We start from the raw sequence: 17,942 nt of genomic DNA, 5'->3' as shown, positions 1-17,942 counted from the left end.
ACACGACCTATGACCAAGCGCATTCGCCGGCCCTCCGAGACTGGCCTCAGCCGCCGTCAATTGTTGAAAGCCACCGGCTCGACCGCCGCACTGCTCGCCGCCGCCAAGCTGAATTTCCCCGCCGGCGCCTTCGCGCAGGACGCAGGCCCCGAGGTCAAGGGAGCCAAGCTCGGTTTCATTGCGCTCTCCGATGCCGGCCCGCTGTTCGTCGCCAAGGACAAGGGCCTGTTCGCCAAGCACGGCGTGCCTGACACCGACGTGCAGAAGCAGGCGTCCTGGGGCACCACGCGCGACAACCTCGTGCTCGGCTCCGAAGGCAACGGCATCGACGGCGCGCACATCCTCACCCCGATGCCGTACCTGATCTCGGCCGGCAAGGTGACGCAGAACAACCAGCCGACGCCGATGTACATCCTGGCGCGGCTCAATCTCGATGCGCAGTGCATCTCGGTCGCCAAGGAATATGCCGACCTCAAGCTCGGCACCGATGCGGCGCCGTTCAAGGCGGCGCTTGAGAAGAAGAAGGCGTCCGGCAAGGCCGTGAAGGCTGCGATGACCTTCCCCGGCGGTACCCACGATCTGTGGATCCGGTACTGGCTCGCCGCCGGCGGCATCGATCCCGACAAGGACATCGAGACCATCGTGGTGCCGCCGCCGCAGATGGTGGCGAACATGAAGGTCGGCACCATGGACTGCTTCTGCGTCGGCGAGCCCTGGAATCTCCAGCTCATCCACCAGGGCATCGGCTACACCGCCGTCAACACCGGCGAGATCTGGAATAAGCATCCGGAGAAGTCCTTCGGTATGCGCGCGGCCTTCGTCGACAAATACCCGAAGGCCAGCAAGGCGATCCTGATGGCCGTGCTGGAAGCCCAGCAATGGGCCGACAAGGCGGAAAACAAGCAGGAGCTGGCCGCCATCATGGCCAAGCGGCAGTGGATCAACTGCCCGGTCGAGGACGTCTACGATCGCACCGCCGGCAAGTTCGACTATGGCATCCCCGGCAAGGTGGTCGAGAACTCGCCGCACGTCATGAAGTACTGGCGCGATTATGCCTCCTATCCGTTCCAGAGCCACGATCTCTGGTTCCTCACCGAGGACATCCGCTGGGGCAAGTATGAGCCGAACTTCGATACCAAGGCGCTGATTGCCAAGGTCAACCGCGAGGACATGTGGCGCGATGCGGCCAAGACCCTCGGCGTCGCCGCCGCCGACATTCCGGCCACCACCTCGCGCGGAAAGGAGACCTTCTTCGACGGCAAGGTGTTCGACCCCGAAAATCCGGCCGCCTATCTGAAGTCGCTCGCGATCAAGCGCGTCGAAGTCTGATGGAGCCCTGCGGCCGCCTTTAGGGGCGGCCGCATCGTCCCTGCCACGCCGGAGAGAGATAGCGATGAACATGACTGCCACGAAGATCGAGGTTGAGACCGCGACGCCTGCCGCAACGATTGCGCCGGTCGTCACGCTGACGCCGAAGCGTCCCCCGCGTACTGAGGCTTACGCACGCATGGCACGCGAGACCGCCGTGCGCGTGATCCCGCCGCTGGTCGTGATCGCTCTGCTGACGCTGGTGTGGGAGCTGGTCTGCCGCAGAGCCGGCTCGGCGCTGCCGCCGCCCTCAAAAGTGTTTGCGGATACCAAGGAGCTGATCTTCGATCCGTTCTTCGACCGTGGCGGCATCGACAAGGGCCTGTTCTGGCATCTGTCCGCCAGTCTCCAGCGCGTCGCCTTCGGCTATTCGCTCTCGGCCATCGCCGGCATCGCGCTCGGCGTGCTGGTCGGGCAGTCGGTCTGGGCGATGCGCGGGCTCGATCCGCTGTTCCAGGTGCTGCGCACGATTCCGCCGCTCGCTTGGCTGCCGCTCTCGCTCGCGGCCTTCCGCGACGGCCAGCCTAGCGCGATCTTCGTCATCTTCATCACCTCGATCTGGCCGATCATCATCAACACCGCGGTCGGCATCCGCAACATCCCGCAGGACTATCGCAACGTCGCCGCGGTGGTGCAGCTCAATCCGCTGGAATTCTTCGCCAAGATCATGATCCCGGCGGCGGCGCCCTACATCTTCACGGGCCTGCGCATCGGCATCGGCCTGTCGTGGCTCGCGATCGTCGCCGCCGAAATGCTGATCGGCGGCGTCGGCATCGGCTTCTTCATCTGGGACGCCTGGAACTCCTCGCATATCAGCGAGATCATCCTGGCGCTGTTCTATGTCGGCATCATCGGCTTCGTGCTTGACCGCCTGATCGCGGGGCTCGGCAAGGTCGTCACCCGCGGCACCGCGCAGAACTGAGGAGAGGGGACATGACCGCCTACCTGAAACTCGACCACATCGACAAGGTCTTCACCCGCGGCACCGCCACCACGGAGGTGCTCAAGGACATCAATCTGACGATCGAGAAGGGCGAATACGTCTCGATCATCGGCCATTCCGGCTGCGGCAAGTCGACCCTGCTCAACATCATCGCAGGGCTGACCGGCGCCACGATGGGGGGCGTGCTGCTGGAAAACCGCGAGGTGAACTCGCCGGGGCCCGATCGTGCCGTGGTGTTCCAGAACCACAGCCTGCTGCCGTGGCTGACCGTCTACGAAAACGTCAGGCTTGGCGTCGACAAGGTCTTCGCCAAGACCAAGTCCCGTGCCGAGCGCGACGCCTGGGTGATGCACAATCTCAACCTCGTGCAGATGGCCCATGCCAGGGACAAGCGTCCATCGGAGATCTCCGGCGGCATGAAGCAGCGCGTCGGCATCGCGCGGGCGCTGGCCATGGAGCCGAAGGTGCTGCTGCTGGACGAGCCGTTCGGCGCGCTCGACGCGCTGACCCGCGCCCACTTGCAGGACTCGGTGATGGCGCTGCATCAGAAGCTCGGCAACACCATCCTGATGATCACCCACGACGTCGATGAGGCCGTGCTGTTGTCCGACCGCATCGTGATGATGACCAACGGACCGAGCGCGCGCATCGGTGAGGTGCTGGAGGTGCCGCTGGCGCGGCCGCGCAAGCGGCTCGACCTCGCGACCAACGCCACCTATCTGAAGTGCCGCCAGCGCGTGCTCGAATTCCTCTACGAGCGTCATCGCTTCGTCGAAGCCGCGTAGATCACGCGTTCACGCGGGATACGCCCGCGCTTAATTAATCGACATCAAGCTCAATCCTTGTGCGTCGCACAGGGATTGAGCGAAACGCAAATTTTGCGTGCGGAAAAGCCCTGCAAACGATTCGGGCAATACGAATAACATCCTGAAATCCCTGTGTTTCCTGCGTGCGCGCAACTGGCACGGAAATTGAAACGTCTTTGCGCGACGCCAACGACGACGTCCCTCAACATCATCAATCAGCATCGTGATCTCGCCACCGGGGTGAAGCCTCGGAGCGCGCCTCCGTGGCCGGAGGCAGAGCCTGCAACGACGCAGCGGTGAGCCTGGAAGGGATACGCAATGACGAAGAATCCGACCCTGAACTCCAGCTGGATTTCAGACTGGCGCCCCGAGGATGAGGCGTTCTGGAACAATACCGGCAAGTCGATCGCGCGGCGCAATCTGATCTGGTCCATCGTCGCCGAACATATCGGCTTCTCGGTCTGGCTGATCTGGAGCATCGTCACCACCAAGCTGCCGCAGGCCGGCTTCCACTACACCACCGACCAGCTGTTCCAGCTCGTCGCCGTGCCGGGCCTGATCGGCGCCTTCATGCGCTTTCCCTATACTTTCGCGGTGACGACGTTCGGCGGCCGCAACTGGACCATCTTCAGCGCGGCGATCCTGTTCATCCCGACCTTGTCGCTCGCCTATTTCGTCAGCCAGCCCGACACGCCGTTCTGGCTCATGCTGCTGGTCGCCTCGACCGCGGGTCTCGGCGGCGGCAATTTCGCCTCCAGCATGACCAACATCTCCTTCTTCTTTCCCGACCGGATGAAGGGATGGGCGCTCGGCCTCAACGCGGCCGGCGGCAATATCGGTGTCTCCAGCGTGCAGCTCCTGACCCCGATCCTGATGACGCTCGCCGTCCTCAACCTGTATCAGGCGACGCCCGTCGACGGCATCTTCCTGCAGAATGCCGGCCTGATGTGGGTGCTGCCGATCGCAATCGCGGTGTTCGGCGCGGTGTTCTTCATGAACAACCTCACCACGGCGAAATCGTCGGTGAAGAACCAGCTCGCGATCGTCAAGCGCAAGCACACCTGGATCATGGCGTATCTTTATATCGGCACGTTCGGGTCCTTCATCGGCTATTCGGCGGCGTTTCCGCTGCTGCTGAAGACGCAATTCCCCACCGTGACGATCTCGATCGCCTTCCTCGGCCCGCTGGTCGGCTCGCTGTCGCGTCCGCTCGGCGGCTGGCTCGCAGACCGGGTCGGCGGCTCCATCATCACCTTCTGGAACTTCATTGTGATGGCGGGCGCCACGGTCGGCGCGCTTTACTTCGTGGGGCACAAGGATTTCATCGGCTTCCTGTCGATGTTCCTGATCCTGTTCGTGACGACGGGCATCGGCAACGGCTCGACCTACCGCATGATCCCCTCGATCTTCCGCGAGGAGAACCTGTTCAAGGTGCGCGGCAAGGGCGATGCGGCACGCAGCGCTGCCCTGAAGACCGCGAGCATCGAGAGCGGCGCGGCGGTCGGCTTCATCGGCGCGGTCGGTGCCGTCGGCGGCTATCTGATCCCGAGCGGCTTCGGCAAGTCGATCGCCATGACCGGCGGGCCGCAGCTCGCGCTCGTGGTCTATCTCGCCTTCTACGCCTCCTGCCTCGCTCTGACCTGGTGGTTCTACCTGCGTCGCAGCCCGCAGGGCGAAGGCGCGCCAAGCCTCGCCGAGGCGCGTGTGTGAGCACGACAAACTGGCACGAATGTCGCTTCTCCCCGTACGCGGGGAGAAGTCTCTCTGATGACGTTTGATCCATGAACTTTGTCCGCAATGGCGCGGACGAAGGCAGACCGAAACAGACAGGAGAACATCATGACGCCCGAGCAGATTACTCTCATTCAGCAGAGCTTCGCCAAGGTCGCCCCGATTTCGGAAGCCGCCGCGGTGCTGTTCTACGACCGACTGTTCGAGGTGGCGCCGTCCGTGCGCGCGATGTTTCCCGAGGACATGACCGAGCAGCGCAAGAAGCTGATGGGCATGCTCGCCGCCGTAGTCGGCGGCTTGTCGAACCTGGAATCGATTCTTCCCGCGGCCTCCGCGCTCGCCAAGCGTCACGTCGATTATGGCGCCAAGGCCGAGCACTACCCCGTGGTCGGCGCCACCTTGCTGTGGACCCTCGAGAAGGGCCTTGGCGAAGCCTGGACGCCTGAACTCGCCGCAGCCTGGAGCGACGCCTATGGCGTGCTGTCCGGCTACATGATGTCCGAGGCCTACGGCGCGCAAGCGCAGGCCGCCGAATAGGAGATGCGTTGTGAGTGAACCGCTGGTCATCGTCGGCAACGGTATGGCGGCCGCGCGTCTGGTCGACGAGCTCGCCAAGACCGCGCTCGGCCGCTATGCGGTCGCCGTGATCGGCGAAGAGCCGCGGCTCGCTTACAATCGCGTGCTCCTCTCCTCCGTGCTGGCGGGCGAGACCGGCTCGCACGAGATCGAGCTGCGGCCGGCCGGTTGGTGGCGAGACCGCGGCGTCACGGTGCGGTACGGCTATCGCGTCAGCGAGATCGATGTCGGCCGCCGTGAGCTCAAGATCGCGGGCGAGGAGAGCATGGAATATTCCAAGCTCGTGCTCGCCACGGGATCGACGCCGCTGCGGCTCAACGTGCCAGGCGCCGATCTTGCCGGCGTGCACACGTTTCGCGACACCCGCGACGTCGACCTGCTGCTGACACTGGCCGCGGCCAGGAAGCGCGTCGTCGTGGTCGGCGGCGGCCTGCTCGGGCTGGAAGCGGCCTACGGTCTCGCCAAGGCCGGCGCGCCCGTGACGCTGCTGCATCTGATGGATCGGCTGATGGAGCGTCAGCTCGACGCGCCCGCGGCCGACCTGCTCAAGACGCTAGTCGAGCGCAAGGGTATCCGCGTCATGCTCAATGCCGCGACGGCCCGCATCCACGGCAAGGGCCACGTCCAGGCCGTCGAGCTCGCCGATGGCAGCCGCATCGAGGCCGATGCGGTGATCTTCGCCGCCGGCATCAAGCCGAACGTCGCGCTGGCGAAGGAGGCGGGGATCGCGGTCAACCGCGGCGTCGTCGTCAACGACGTGATGCAGACCTCCGCGTCCGACATCTTTGCGCTTGGCGAATGCGCCGAGCATCGCGGCACCTGCTATGGCTTGGTCGAGCCCGCCTACGAGCAGGCGCGCGTGCTGGCGCAGCATCTGGCCGGCCGGCCCGCCGCCTATCAGGGCAGCGTGGTCTCGACCAATCTGAAGGTCTCCGGCGTCAGCGTGTTCTCCGCTGGCGACTTCGTGGGCGGGGAGGGCAGCGAGAGCCTCGTGCTGTCGGATCGCAGGCGCGGTACTTACAAGAAGCTCGTCATCGCCGACGGTCGGCTCACCGGGGCGGTGCTGATCGGCGATACGATCGATGCGCTCTGGTACCTCGAGCTGATCCGCAATCGCGACAAGGTCGCTTCGATCCGCACCGACATGATGTTCGGCCGCGCGCTGGCGCAGCCTTCGAAAGCGGCGTGATATGACGGCGATCGATCCAAATCTCCGCACTACCAAGACCACCTGTCCCTATTGCGGCGTCGGCTGCGGCGTGCTCGCAACGCCCGACGGTAAGGGTGGTGCAGCAATCGCGGGCGACCCCGATCATCCCGCCAATTTCGGCCGGCTGTGCTCGAAGGGCTCGGCGCTGGGCGAGACCGTCGGCCTGGAAGGGCGGCTGCTCTATCCCATGATCCGCTGCAAGGGCGTGCTGGAGCGCGTTGCCTGGAGCGATGCGCTGGACCACGTCGCCCACCGCATGCAGCACATCGTGGCGCGCGATGGCGCCAACGCGGTCGCGTTCTATCTCTCCGGCCAGCTCCTCACCGAAGACTATTACGTCGCCAACAAGCTGATGAAGGGGTTTGTCGGCACCGCCAATGTCGACACCAATTCCCGGCTCTGCATGTCGTCCTCGGTTGCGGGCCATCGCCGCGCTTTCGGCGCCGACACGGTGCCTGGCTGCTATGAGGATCTCGACCAGGCCGATCTGCTCGTCTTCGTCGGCTCGAACGCGGCCTGGTGCCATCCGGTGCTGTTCCAGCGCATGCTGAAGAATAGGCAGGAGCGCGGCGCCCGCATGATCGTGATCGATCCGCGCCGCACCGATACCGCCAGCGATGTCGACCTTTTCCTCGGCCTCAAGCCCGGCACCGACACCGCGCTGTTCTCCGGCCTGTTCGTGCATCTCGCCGACAATGGCGTGCTGGACCAGGATTACATCGCGCAGAACACGTCTGGCTTCGATGATGCGCTGGCGCGCGCGCGCAACATTGCCGGCAGCGTCACTGCGACCGCGCTCGCCACGGGCCTCTCCGAGCAGGACGTCGCCGCCTTCTTCAGGATGTTCCGCGACACCGAGAAGGTCGTCACGCTGTATTCGCAAGGGGTCAACCAGTCGGCGCAGGGCACCGACAAGGTCAACGCCATCCTGAACTGCCATCTCGCCACGGGCCGCATCGGCAAGCCGGGCTCCTCGCCGTTCTCGCTGACCGGCCAGCCCAACGCGATGGGCGGCCGCGAGGTCGGCGGCCTCGCCAACATGCTCGCCGCCCATATGGGCTTTACGCCGCCCGACATCGACCGTGTCAGGCGGTTCTGGAAGGCGCCGCGCATCGCCACCCATGAAGGCCTGAAGGCGGTGCAGCTGTTCGAGGCCATCAACCGCGGCGAGGTCAAGGCGCTCTGGGTGATGGGCACCAATCCCGCGGTGTCGCTGCCCGATGCCGACATGGTGCGCGATGCCCTGAAGAAGCTCGAGCTGTTCGTGGTGTCCGAGAACGTGCTCTCCAACGACACCGTCGCGGCCGGCCCGCACGTGCTGCTGCCGGCGCTGGCCTGGGGCGAGAAGTCGGGCACGGTGACCAATTCCGAGCGGCGCATCTCGCGCCAGCGCGCGTTCCTGCCGGCGCCGGGGGAAGCGCGTCCTGACTGGTGGATCCTGAGCGAGACTGCAAAGCGTCTCGGCTTCGGCGACAGCTTCAACTACAAATCGGCCGCCGATATCTTCCGCGAGCATGCCGCGCTCTCGGCATTCGAGAACAATGGCAGCCGCGATTTCGACATCGGCGCGCTGACCTCGCTGTCGGACGATGCCTTCGATGGTTTGAAGCCGGTGCAATGGCCGGTGCGCGAGGGCGGGACGCCCGGCGAGCGCTTCTTCGCTGCCGGCGGCTTCTTCACCAATGACGGCAAGGGCCGCTTCGTTGCGCCGGAGGTGCCGGCGCTGCGCGGCGAGACCGGTCCGTCGCGCCCCTTAAGGCTCAACACCGGGCGCATCCGCGACCAGTGGCACACCATGACGCGCACCGGCCTGAGCCAGCGCCTGGGCGCGCATCTGCCTGAGCCTTTCGTCGAGATCCATCCCGACGACGCCGGCAAATACGGCATCGTCCATGACGGCTATGCCCGCATCACCACCGATTACGGCCAGTGCATCCTGAAAGTCGTCGTCAGCGAGTGGCAGCAGCGCGGCACCCTGTTCGTGCCGATCCACTGGAGCGCGATGAACGCCTCGCACGGCCGCGTCGGGGCGATGGTCGCACCGTTCACCGATCCGTTCTCGGGGCAGCCGGAAGCCAAGGCGACGCCGGCCGCGATCGCGCCTTACGAATTTGTCTTCCGCGGCTTTGCATTGTCGCGCAACCCGCTCGATCTGCCGCAGAACCTGTTGTGGACGCGCGTCACCGTCAGCGGCGGCTTCGGCTATCTCTTCGCCGACAACGCGGATCTCGCCCGCTGGCCCGCCTGGCTCGAGAGCGTCGCCGGCGAGGATGTTGCCGAATATCGCGATTTCGGCGGCGGGGTTTTTCGCGCGGCTTCGTTTGTTGGGGATCGAATCGAGACCTGCTTGTTCGTCGGCCCCGCGCATGATGCCGGCGACTGGGAGGTGGTGAAGAGCCTGTTCGCGGCCGATCAGGTCAGCGACGAGCAGCGCCGCATGCTGCTGTCGGGCAGGTCAAGCGAAGGCGCGGCCTCGACCGGCCCCATCGTCTGCGCTTGCTTCGGCGTCGGCCGCGGCACCATCTGCGACAGCATCGCCAGCGGCGCGCGCACCGCCGCCGACATCGGCGCCAAGCTCAAGGCCGGCACCAATTGCGGCTCCTGCATCCCCGAGCTGAAACGCCTGATTGCGATGACGGAAGTGCCTGCACAGCAGGCGAAGGTCGCGAGCGCGGCGGGATAGGTCTCGTAGGGTGGGTTAGCGCAGCGTAACCCACCACTCTTCGTCAATGCGGAAGCGAAAGAGGGGGGTACGCCAAGGGACTGCGCTTCGCGCAGCCCCGGGGGCTAACCCACCCTACGCAGCGCCCGCACCATTGCAATGTGGACCACCCCAATCGACGCGCCGGCTAATGTGCCGTATGGTGCCGCGCTCCTTTCAACATCCACAACAACCATGATGTACCTGGAAACGCCGCCGCGCCTGATCGAGACCAGGCTGTTCACCGCCATGCCCGAAAAGTTTCGCCGCAAGGGCGTGCGAACCGATTGGGCCGATGCCAACCGGCCGAACATACCGACCGAGAGCTTCATCGAGGGGCCGTCATTCGACAAGGACGGTAATCTCTATATCGTCGACATTCCGTTCGGCCGCATCTTTCGCATCGCGCCCCATGGCGAATGGTCGCTCGTGATCGAATATGAGGGCTGGCCGAACGGGCTGAAGATCGCAGCCGACGGACGCATCCTGGTCGCCGACTACAGGCATGGCATCATGGAGCTCGATGCCGCAGCCGGCCGCGTCAAGCCGGTCCTGACCGGGCGCAATTCGGAATCGTTCCGCGGCTGCAACGATCTGCATCTCGCCTCCAACGGCGATATCTACTTCACCGATCAGGGCCAGACCGGGCTGCATGATCCGAGCGGGCGGGTTTATCGGCTGGCATCGAACGGCCGGCTCGACTGCCTGCTCGACACCGGCATCAGTCCGAACGGCCTGGTGCTCGACCCAGCCGAAACCGTGCTGTTCGTCGCGATGACGCGCGACAACGCGGTGTGGCGGCTGCCGTTCATGAAGGACGGCAGCGTGTCCAAGGTCGGCCGCTTCTGCTCGCTGTTCGGCACCAGCGGCCCCGACGGCTTGACCATGGATGCCAAGGGCCGCCTGTTCGTCGGCCACCCCTCGCTCGGCCACGTCTTCGTGTTCGCGCCGAACGGGGAACTGATCGCGCGCATCAAATCGTGCGCGGGACCGAACTGCACCAATGTCGCGATCGGTGGCGAAAACAAGGATCGGCTCTATATCACGGAGTCGTCGTCCGGCAGCGTGCTGGTGGCCGAAATCGGCGGATTGTAGCGCTGACGTTTCGCCTCTCCCCGCTTGCGGGGAGAGGCCGACGCGCAAAGCGCGGCGGGTGAGGGGGGCCTCCGCGAGTCTCTTTGCTATCGAGTTTGCGGAAGCAGCCCCTCACCCCGACCCTCTCAGCGCGAGCGAAGCTCGTCGCGGCCCCGTAAGAACGGGGAGAGGGAAAAATAACAGCGGAGATCGGAGCGACCATGAACAAGAAACCCTTCGGCAAGACCGGCGCAAACGTCTCCGTGATCGGACAGGGCACCTGGTATCTCGACCACGGCGACCGCAAGCGCGCGATCGCGGCGCTGCAGCGCGGGCTCGATCTCGGCATGACCCACATCGACACCGCCGAGATGTACGGCGATGCCGAGCTCGTCATCGCGGATGCGATCGCAGGCCGGCGCGACGAGGTGTTCCTCGTGTCCAAAGTGCTGCCGAGCAATGCTTCGCGCCGCGGCACCATCACCGCATGCGAGCGCTCGCTGAAGCGGCTGAAGACCGATCGGCTCGACTGCTATCTGTTGCATTGGCGCGGCTCCTACCCGCTGGAGGACACCGTCGCTGCATTCGAGGAGCTGGTGCAATCAGGCAAGATCAAATCCTGGGGCGTCTCCAATTTCGATGCCGACGATCTCGACGAGATTCTCGAAGTCTCCGGCGAGGGGCGGATCGCCTGCAACCAAGTGCTCTATCACCTGAAGGAGCGCGCGATCGAGCACGCCGTGATCCCGTGGTGTGAACGGCATAATGTTGCCGTCGTTGCCTATTCGCCTTTCGGCCACGACGATTTCCCGGCAGGCAGCAGCAAGGGCGGCGCCGTGCTGGCGCGCATCGCAGAAGCGCATCGTGCGACGCCGCGTCAGGTCGCGCTGAGCTTCCTCACCCGTGCGACTACGGTGTTCGCCATTCCGAAGGCCTCGTCTGCGGAACATGTCGGCGAGAATGCGGCGGCAGGCGATCTCGTGCTGACGAAGGACGAGATTGCCGCGCTCGACGCGGCGTTTCCCCGCGGGCCGAAGCCGCGCGGCCTGCCCATGCTGTAGTGCACAACAGGCAATATTAACGGAGCATTGACGCGCGCGGCGGCTCGCGCATATCGGCATCCTGTTTTCGGAAGTTGTGAATGCGGGGCAGATGTCGTTTTTTACGGCTGTTCTCGATTCGCATTTTGCCCGGGTTCCAGCCGTGACACCGCCGCCCGCCGCAGCCGCAAGGCTCGACAGTATTCCCATGCCCGTTCCGGAGAAGAAGCAGCAGGCTCGCAGCGCGCCTGCGCGCGTCGATCATCCGTTCAAGGGCATTGCGCTGGTGTTGCTCTCGACGATCTTCCTCGGTTGCTCCGACGTCACCGCGAAATATCTATCGACCAGCCTGCCCTCGATCGAGATCACCTGGATCCGCTTCGTCACGTTCGCGTTGCTATTCACGCCCGTGATGCTGCCGGGCTCGCCACTGCATGCGATGCGCACCGAGCGGCTCGGCCTGCAATTGATGCGTGGCGCCGCACTGCTCGGCTCGTCGCTGTTTTTCATCACCGGGCTTGCATTTCTGCCCATCGCCGAAGCCTCCGCCACCGGCTTCGTCTCGCCGCTATTCGTCACCGCGCTGTCGATCATCTTCCTGAGCGAGAAGGTCGGCATGCGCCGCTGGATCGCGACCGCGATCGGCCTGACGGGCGTTCTGATCATCCTGAGGCCCGGCACGAGCGCGTTCCATGCCGCCGCATTCTTCCCGATCATCTCGGCGTTCTGCTGGGCCGCCGCGCTGATCCTGACGCGGATGATGAGCGGTCGCGAAGCGGTGCTCACCACCATGGCCTATTCCGCGCTGACCGGCGTTGCGATCCTCAGCGTCATGGTGCCGTTCGTCTGGGTCACGCCGAGCTGGACCGCGATCGGGCTGGGCATCGTGATCGGCGTCGCCTCGACCGTGGGCCAGTGGATCATCGTGCTGGCCTATCGCTACGGCGATGCCTCGGTGCTGGCGCCGTTCTCCTATACGCAGTTGCTCTGGGTCAGCATTCTGGGCTTCTTCATCTTCGGCGAGGTCCCGGATATCTGGACGGTCGTCGGCGCCGCCTTCATCGTCGCCAGCGGTCTTTATATCGCCCATCGCGAGCGGGTGCGCCGCGCCCAGCTGCTGGTGCTGGAAGAGCGGTCCCCGAACCCCTGACGCAAGTTTGCAAGTCCTGCTTCGTGCTATCACTCGCTCCAAAGGGGAGGAGCCGGATGCGCGCCGCGATTTTCAGGAACGGTGAGATTGTCGTAGGTCGGATGGCCGAGCCGACGCCGGGCCCCGGCCAGGTTCTGGTCAAGACGCTCGCCTGCGGCATCTGCGGCTCCGACCTGCACGCGCGCCAGCACGCCCATCGCATGGTGGAGATGGCGCGGAAGACCGGGCGCAAGCCGATGGACCTCAGCCGCGACGTCGTGTTCGGCCACGAATTCTGCTGTGAGATCGTCGATTACGGCCCCGGCACATCGCGCAAGCTGAAGCCGGGAACCCAGGTCTGCTCGCTTCCCGCGCTGGTGACGCCGCAGGGCATCGAAGGGATCGGCTACTCCAACGACAATATCGGCGGCTATGCCGAGGCGATGCTGCTGAGCGAAGCGCTGCTGCTCGAAGTACCCAACGGCCTCGCGCCGGAGCATGCCGCGCTGACCGAGCCGCTCGCCGTCGGCGTTCATGCCGTCGCCAAAGCCAATATCCGTGGCGGCGAGGTGCCGCTCGTGATCGGCTGCGGCCCGGTCGGACTCGCGGTGATCGCCGCGCTGAAGCTCAAACGGCTGCATCCGATCGTCGCGGCAGACTATTCGCCGGCGCGGCGCGCGCTCGCCGCAAAACTCGGTGCCGACATCGTCGTCGATCCCCGAACGTCGCAGCCTTACGCGACCTGGGCCGAGCACGCGCAGATGTCGGAGGCCGAGAAGGCGGCGCGGCCGCCGTTCCAGGCCATGCTGCCCGCGTTGAAGCCCGCGATCATCTTCGAATGCGTCGGCGTGCCCGGCCTGTTGCAACAGGTGTTCGAGGGTGCCCCGCGCGATGCGCGCATCGTCGTGGTCGGCGTCTGCATGGAGAGCGACAGAAGCGAGCCCATGCTCGGCATCATGAAGGAGCTCAACGTCCAATACGTGCTCGGCTACACCCCGGAGGAGTTTGCTGCGTCGCTGCGCCTGATCGCCGAAGGGCAGGTGGACGCGGCCGCGATGGTCACCGCCGAAGTCGGCCTCGACGGCGTCGCCAAGGCCTTTGCCGATCTCGCCAACCCCGAAGCCCACACCAAGATCATCGTGCAGCCGTGGCGGTAGGAGTGTCAGTATTTCGCCGGCACGTACATCTCTGGCGGGACCGGGCCTCGCTGATAGTCGGGATGTCGCACGCGCGGCGGCAGCGTCACCGGAGCCCGCACGACCTCCTGGTACGGGATCTGAGTCAATAGGTGTGCGATGCAGTTGAGCCGGGCGCGCTTCTTGTCCACGGCATCGACGATCCACCACGGGCTATCCGGCAGATGCGTGTGCTCCAGCATCGTCTCCTTGGCCTTGGTGTACGCCTCCCAGCGACTGCGGGACTCGACGTCCATCGGGCTCAGCTTCCACTGCTTCAGGGGATCCTTGATGCGCATGGTGAAGCGGAATTGCTGCTCGTCGTCGGTAATCGAAAACCAGTACTTGACCAGGATGATGCCGGATCGGATCAGCATGCGCTCGAATTCCGGCACGGTCTTGAAGAACTCCTGGTACTCCGCCTCCGAGCAGAAGCCCATCACGCGCTCGACGCCGGCGCGGTTGTACCAGCTTCGGTCGAATAGCACGATCTCGCCGCCGGCCGGCAGGTGCGCGACGTAGCGCTGGAAATACCATTGCGTACGCTCGCGCTCGTTCGGCGCGGGGAGCGCCGCGACGCGGCAGATACGCGGATTGAGCCGTTGCGTGATGCGCTTGATCACGCCGCCCTTGCCGGCGGCGTCGCGGCCCTCGAACAGCACCACGACCTTCTTCCTCTCGCTCTGCACCCAGTCCTGGAGCTTGATCAACTCGCCCTGGAGGCGGAGCAGTTCCCGGAAATAGAGCCTGCGATCGACCATCGGCCTCAGGGTTCCGGTCTCGTCGAGGAGCTCGTCGAGACGGGTATCATCCATCTCCATCTCAAGTTCCTCGTCGAGATCGTCGGCCATTTCCTGGATGATGCGCTCGCGCTTGGATATCTCGGATTTGCGATCGGCTGCGGTCATGGGTTCTTCTCTCGGCTCGGATACCAGCACAACGACCATCGGCGGGGTTTGTTGCGCCCATGTGACAACATGCAATCCGGCGGACGCTTGGTCACACCGGCAGCGCGATCGAATATTTCACCTGGCTAAGCGCAAAGCTGGACTCGATCGAGGCAATGCCGTCAAGCCGGGTCAGCTTGGTCTTCAGGAACGTCTCGTAGGAGGCGAGGTCGGCGGCGACGACGCGGAGCAGATAATCGCGGTTCCCGGTCATCAGATAGCATTCCAGCACCTCGTCCCATTTCGAGATGGCGCGGGCAAAGCGGTTGAGATCCTCCTCCTTCTGCCGTGCCAACTTGATCGAGATGAACACGCTGACATGCAGTCCCAGCGCCTTCTGGTCGACGGTCGCGACATAGCGCGAGATGACGCCGCGCTCCTCCAGGAGCTTGACGCGGCGATGGCAGGGCGAGACCGAGAGCCCGACCTTGTCGGCGAGCTCCTGCATGGTTAGGCGGCTGTCGTTCTGAAGGTGGCTGAGGATCTTGCGGTCGATGGCGTCGAGCTCGGGCATTGGGATGAAACCTGCATTTTGTCCGCTACGTTGGTAAAGTATCCCAATATCGGCGGGTATGGCGCGAAAAATTGAGAAGTTTGACGCACCGCGCAGGCGTATGATCGGTGCATATTTCCCGGAGCATCGCCATGCCCGTTGACCCCGCCCGTCTCGACATCCTGACCGCCCTCAGCCGCAAGGCGCTGTGGCTGTCGTCCTGGACCATCCACCACGCCAACCACATCCGCTCCAATGCCGACGGACTCAAGGTCGGCGGCCACCAGGCCTCGTCCGCCTCGCTCGCCACCATCATGTCCGCGCTGTACTTCCACGTGCTGCGCCCTGAGGATCGCGTCGCGGTGAAGCCGCATGCGAGCCCGGTGTTCCACGCCATCCAGTATCTGTTCGGCCGGCAGAGCCGCGAGAAGCTGGAGAATTTTCGCGGCTTCAAGGGCGCGCAGTCCTATCCCTCGCGCACCAAGGACGTCGACGACGTCGATTTCTCCACCGGCTCGGTCGGCCTCGGCGTCGCGCAGACGCTGTTCTCATCGCTTGTGCAGGACTACGTCAAGGCGCATGGCTGGATGAAGGACCGCCGCGAGGGGCGGATGATCGCCCTCGTCGGCGATGCCGAGATGGACGAGGGCAACATCTTCGAGGCCCTCGCGGAGGGCTGGAAGCACGGCCTGCGCAACACCTGGTGGGTGGTCGACTATAACAGGCAGTCGCTCGATGCCGTCGTGCGCGAGGGGCTCTGGGAAAAGTTCGAGACCATGTTCCGCAATTTCGGCTGGGACGTCGTCATCGTGAAATACGGCCGCCTGATGCGCGAGGCCTTCGCCGAGCCCGGCGGCGAGGCGCTGAAGACGTGGATCGACAATTGCCCGAATGCGCTCTACGCGGCGCTGTGCTTCCAGGGCGGCGCGGCCTTCCGAAAACATCTGCATGACGAGATCGGCGACCAGGGCCCGATCACAAAATTGATCGACAAGCGCAGCGACGAGGAGCTGCTGGCGCTGATGTCGAATCTTGGCGGCCACGACATGGCGAGCGTGCTGGAGGCGTTCGATTCCATCGATCACGACCGCCCCGTCTGCTTCATCGCCTACACGATCAAGGGCGTCGGCTTGCCGTTCCAGGGCCACAAGGACAACCACGCCGGCCTGATGACGGTTGCGCAGATGGAGAAATATCGCGACAGTCAGAACATCCGGCCCGGACGCGAATGGGACAAGTTCGAAGGGCTGCCGCAGGATGCGGCCGAGCTCGAGGCCTTCCTCGCGCGGGTGCCGTTCAATCAGGATGGCCGCCGGCTCACGGCGCCCGTCGTCGAGGTGCCGCAACAGCTCGCCTTCAAGCCGTCGCCGCAGATGTCGACCCAGCAGGGCTTTGGCCTCGTGCTGAACGAGATCGCGCGCAGCGACAGCGAGCTCGCCAGGCGCATCGTCACGACCTCGCCGGACGTCACCGTCTCCACCAATCTCGGCCCCTGGGTCAACCGCCGCGGCCTGTTCGCGCGGGCCGAGAAGGCGGACTTGTTCCGCAGCGAGAAAATTCCCTCGACCTACAATTGGGACGCTTCGCCAAAGGGCCAGCATCTGGAGCTCGGCATCGCCGAGATGAACCTGTTCATCATGCTCTCGGCGCTCGGCCTGTCGCACCAGATCAACGGCGAGCGGCTCTTGCCGGTCGGCACGCTCTACGATCCCTTCATCGAGCGCGGCCTCGATGCGCTGAACTACGCCTGCTACCAGGACGCGCGCTTCATGGTGGCGGCGACGCCGTCCGGCATCACGCTCGCGCCCGAAGGCGGCGCGCATCAGTCGATCGCAACGCCCTTGATCGGCATGGCGCAGGACGGCCTGGCCTCGTTCGAGCCGGCCTTCCTCGACGAGCTCGCCGTGATCATGGCTTTCGGCTTCGAGCACATGCAGCGCGAACCGGGCGAGGGCGGTTCGGTCTATTTGCGCCTCTCCACACGCGCCATCGAGCAGGCGCAGCGGATCATGACACCGGAGCTGCGACAGGGCATCACCGACGGCGCCTATTGGCTGCGCAAGCCGGGCCCGAATGCCGAGGTCGTGATCGCCTATACCGGCGCGGTCGCGCCCGAAGCGATCGAGGCGACCGGCTTCATCGGCGAGAGCCGCCGTGACGTCGGCCTGCTCGCGATCACTTCGGCCGACCGTCTGCATTCGGGGTGGACCGCCGCGCGGAAATTGCGGCGCGACCGCCGCGGCGTGCAGCATCTCAGCCACATCGAAAAGCTGCTCGCGCCGCTGCCGCGCGACTGCGGCATCGTGACCGTGATTGACGGCCATCCGTCTGCGCTCGGCTGGCTCGGCAGCGTCCGTGGCCATCGCGCCGAGGCGCTCGGTGTCGAGCAGTTCGGCCAGACCGGCAGCATCGCGGACCTTTATCGGCACTATGGCATCGACGCCAACGCCATCATCGATGCGGCCGAAAGCCTCACCACCGGCGCGCCGGTGCTGCATCGGAAGATGGCGGTGTAGCGGAGGTAACTGCCTCGTCATTCCGGGGCGACGCGAAGCGTCGAGCCCGGAATCCATAACCACGATCGGGAGTATGGATTCCGGGCCCGCGCCAAAAGGCGCGCCCCGGAATGACTGCGGGGCCACCTTGCCTCGTTCCCGCCATCGGCTCATATAACCTCCGCTCGCCGCAACGCTGGCCCCGCATATGGCGGGTTCAATTGCCGGCGCTTTCGTGCAAGGATGCCTGCCGA

14 protein-coding genes are annotated in these 17,942 nt (G+C 65.0%); 12 read left to right on the top strand and 2 right to left on the bottom strand.

What is annotated here, in order from left to right:
• Positions 1–9: 9 nt before the first annotated feature.
• From I6F21_RS07365 to I6F21_RS07315, 11 genes are all read left to right on the top strand, one after another.
• Entirely contained in the window at positions 10–1,329 is a 1,320-nt protein-coding gene (locus I6F21_RS07365) for a CmpA/NrtA family ABC transporter substrate-binding protein (RefSeq protein ID WP_225139617.1), read from the top strand.
• Between the two features lie 64 nt (positions 1,330–1,393).
• Positions 1,394–2,290 (top strand): nitrate ABC transporter permease, encoded by an 897-nt coding sequence (gene ntrB / locus I6F21_RS07360; RefSeq protein WP_074447510.1) that lies wholly within the window; start codon positions 1,394–1,396, stop codon positions 2,288–2,290.
• An 11-nt stretch (positions 2,291–2,301) separates the two neighbouring features.
• A complete protein-coding gene (locus I6F21_RS07355; RefSeq protein ID WP_036004558.1) occupies positions 2,302–3,096 on the top strand; it encodes an ABC transporter ATP-binding protein in 795 nt (264 codons plus the stop codon).
• Positions 3,097–3,435: 339 nt separating this feature from the next.
• Positions 3,436–4,827 carry an MFS transporter gene (locus I6F21_RS07350; RefSeq protein ID WP_225139616.1) on the top strand — a complete coding sequence of 464 codons (1,392 nt, stop codon included), beginning with the start codon at positions 3,436–3,438 and terminating at the stop codon, positions 4,825–4,827.
• Between the two features lie 129 nt (positions 4,828–4,956).
• The gene (locus I6F21_RS07345; RefSeq protein ID WP_225183000.1) at positions 4,957–5,385 is read left to right on the top strand and encodes a globin family protein; all 429 of its coding nucleotides are present in this window, start codon (positions 4,957–4,959) and stop codon (positions 5,383–5,385) included.
• A 10-nt stretch (positions 5,386–5,395) separates the two neighbouring features.
• Positions 5,396–6,613: an FAD-dependent oxidoreductase gene (locus I6F21_RS07340; protein WP_225139614.1), complete on the top strand. Its 1,218-nt coding sequence runs from the start codon at positions 5,396–5,398 to the stop codon at positions 6,611–6,613.
• Between the two features lies 1 nt (position 6,614).
• Positions 6,615–9,317, top strand: a complete 2,703-nt coding sequence (locus I6F21_RS07335; RefSeq protein ID WP_225139613.1) for a nitrate reductase — start codon at positions 6,615–6,617, stop codon at positions 9,315–9,317.
• Positions 9,318–9,533: 216 nt separating this feature from the next.
• On the top strand, positions 9,534–10,430 hold the full coding sequence (locus tag I6F21_RS07330; protein ID WP_225139721.1) for an SMP-30/gluconolactonase/LRE family protein: 897 nt from the start codon (positions 9,534–9,536) through the stop codon (positions 10,428–10,430).
• A 200-nt stretch (positions 10,431–10,630) separates the two neighbouring features.
• Positions 10,631–11,470, top strand: coding sequence for an aldo/keto reductase (locus I6F21_RS07325; protein WP_225139612.1), 840 nt, complete (start codon positions 10,631–10,633; stop codon positions 11,468–11,470).
• 187 nt (positions 11,471–11,657) lie between these two features.
• Positions 11,658–12,599, top strand: a complete 942-nt coding sequence (locus tag I6F21_RS07320; RefSeq protein ID WP_225139720.1) for a DMT family transporter — start codon at positions 11,658–11,660, stop codon at positions 12,597–12,599.
• Between the two features lie 56 nt (positions 12,600–12,655).
• Positions 12,656–13,735, top strand: a complete 1,080-nt coding sequence (locus I6F21_RS07315; RefSeq protein ID WP_225123688.1) for a zinc-binding dehydrogenase — start codon at positions 12,656–12,658, stop codon at positions 13,733–13,735.
• A 5-nt stretch (positions 13,736–13,740) separates the two neighbouring features.
• Here the strand turns inward: I6F21_RS07315 and ppk2 are convergent, their stop codons facing one another.
• Entirely contained in the window at positions 13,741–14,661 is a 921-nt protein-coding gene (ppk2, locus tag I6F21_RS07310; RefSeq protein ID WP_036025906.1) for a polyphosphate kinase 2, read from the bottom strand.
• A 91-nt stretch (positions 14,662–14,752) separates the two neighbouring features.
• Positions 14,753–15,214: an Lrp/AsnC family transcriptional regulator gene (locus I6F21_RS07305; protein WP_027571162.1), complete on the bottom strand. Its 462-nt coding sequence runs from the start codon at positions 15,212–15,214 to the stop codon at positions 14,753–14,755.
• A 131-nt stretch (positions 15,215–15,345) separates the two neighbouring features.
• Between I6F21_RS07305 and I6F21_RS07300 the strand changes: the two genes are divergently transcribed.
• Positions 15,346–17,709 carry a transketolase gene (locus I6F21_RS07300; protein ID WP_225139611.1) on the top strand — a complete coding sequence of 788 codons (2,364 nt, stop codon included), beginning with the start codon at positions 15,346–15,348 and terminating at the stop codon, positions 17,707–17,709.
• Positions 17,710–17,942 lie beyond the last annotated feature (233 nt).

The organism is Bradyrhizobium sp. NBAIM03 (assembly GCF_020194055.1).
In the GTDB taxonomy this organism is placed as follows: Bacteria; Pseudomonadota; Alphaproteobacteria; order Rhizobiales; family Xanthobacteraceae; genus Bradyrhizobium; species Bradyrhizobium yuanmingense.
Note: the sequence above shows the minus strand (reverse complement) of the source record. Positions and strands in the feature narration are given on the sequence as shown.

Coding starts and splice junctions, on each gene's coding strand:
- I6F21_RS07325 (WP_225139612.1), top strand. CDS start 10,631: ATGAACAAGAAACCCTTCGGCAAGACCGGCGCAAACGTCTCCGTGATC.
- I6F21_RS07315 (WP_225123688.1), top strand. CDS start 12,656: ATGCGCGCCGCGATTTTCAGGAACGGTGAGATTGTCGTAGGTCGGATG.
- I6F21_RS07355 (WP_036004558.1), top strand. CDS start 2,302: ATGACCGCCTACCTGAAACTCGACCACATCGACAAGGTCTTCACCCGC.
- ppk2 (WP_036025906.1), bottom strand. CDS start 14,661: ATGACCGCAGCCGATCGCAAATCCGAGATATCCAAGCGCGAGCGCATC.
- I6F21_RS07345 (WP_225183000.1), top strand. CDS start 4,957: ATGACGCCCGAGCAGATTACTCTCATTCAGCAGAGCTTCGCCAAGGTC.
- I6F21_RS07330 (WP_225139721.1), top strand. CDS start 9,534: ATGTACCTGGAAACGCCGCCGCGCCTGATCGAGACCAGGCTGTTCACC.
- ntrB (WP_074447510.1), top strand. CDS start 1,394: ATGAACATGACTGCCACGAAGATCGAGGTTGAGACCGCGACGCCTGCC.
- I6F21_RS07305 (WP_027571162.1), bottom strand. CDS start 15,214: ATGCCCGAGCTCGACGCCATCGACCGCAAGATCCTCAGCCACCTTCAG.
- I6F21_RS07320 (WP_225139720.1), top strand. CDS start 11,658: ATGCCCGTTCCGGAGAAGAAGCAGCAGGCTCGCAGCGCGCCTGCGCGC.
- I6F21_RS07365 (WP_225139617.1), top strand. CDS start 10: ATGACCAAGCGCATTCGCCGGCCCTCCGAGACTGGCCTCAGCCGCCGT.
- I6F21_RS07300 (WP_225139611.1), top strand. CDS start 15,346: ATGCCCGTTGACCCCGCCCGTCTCGACATCCTGACCGCCCTCAGCCGC.
- I6F21_RS07335 (WP_225139613.1), top strand. CDS start 6,615: ATGACGGCGATCGATCCAAATCTCCGCACTACCAAGACCACCTGTCCC.
- I6F21_RS07350 (WP_225139616.1), top strand. CDS start 3,436: ATGACGAAGAATCCGACCCTGAACTCCAGCTGGATTTCAGACTGGCGC.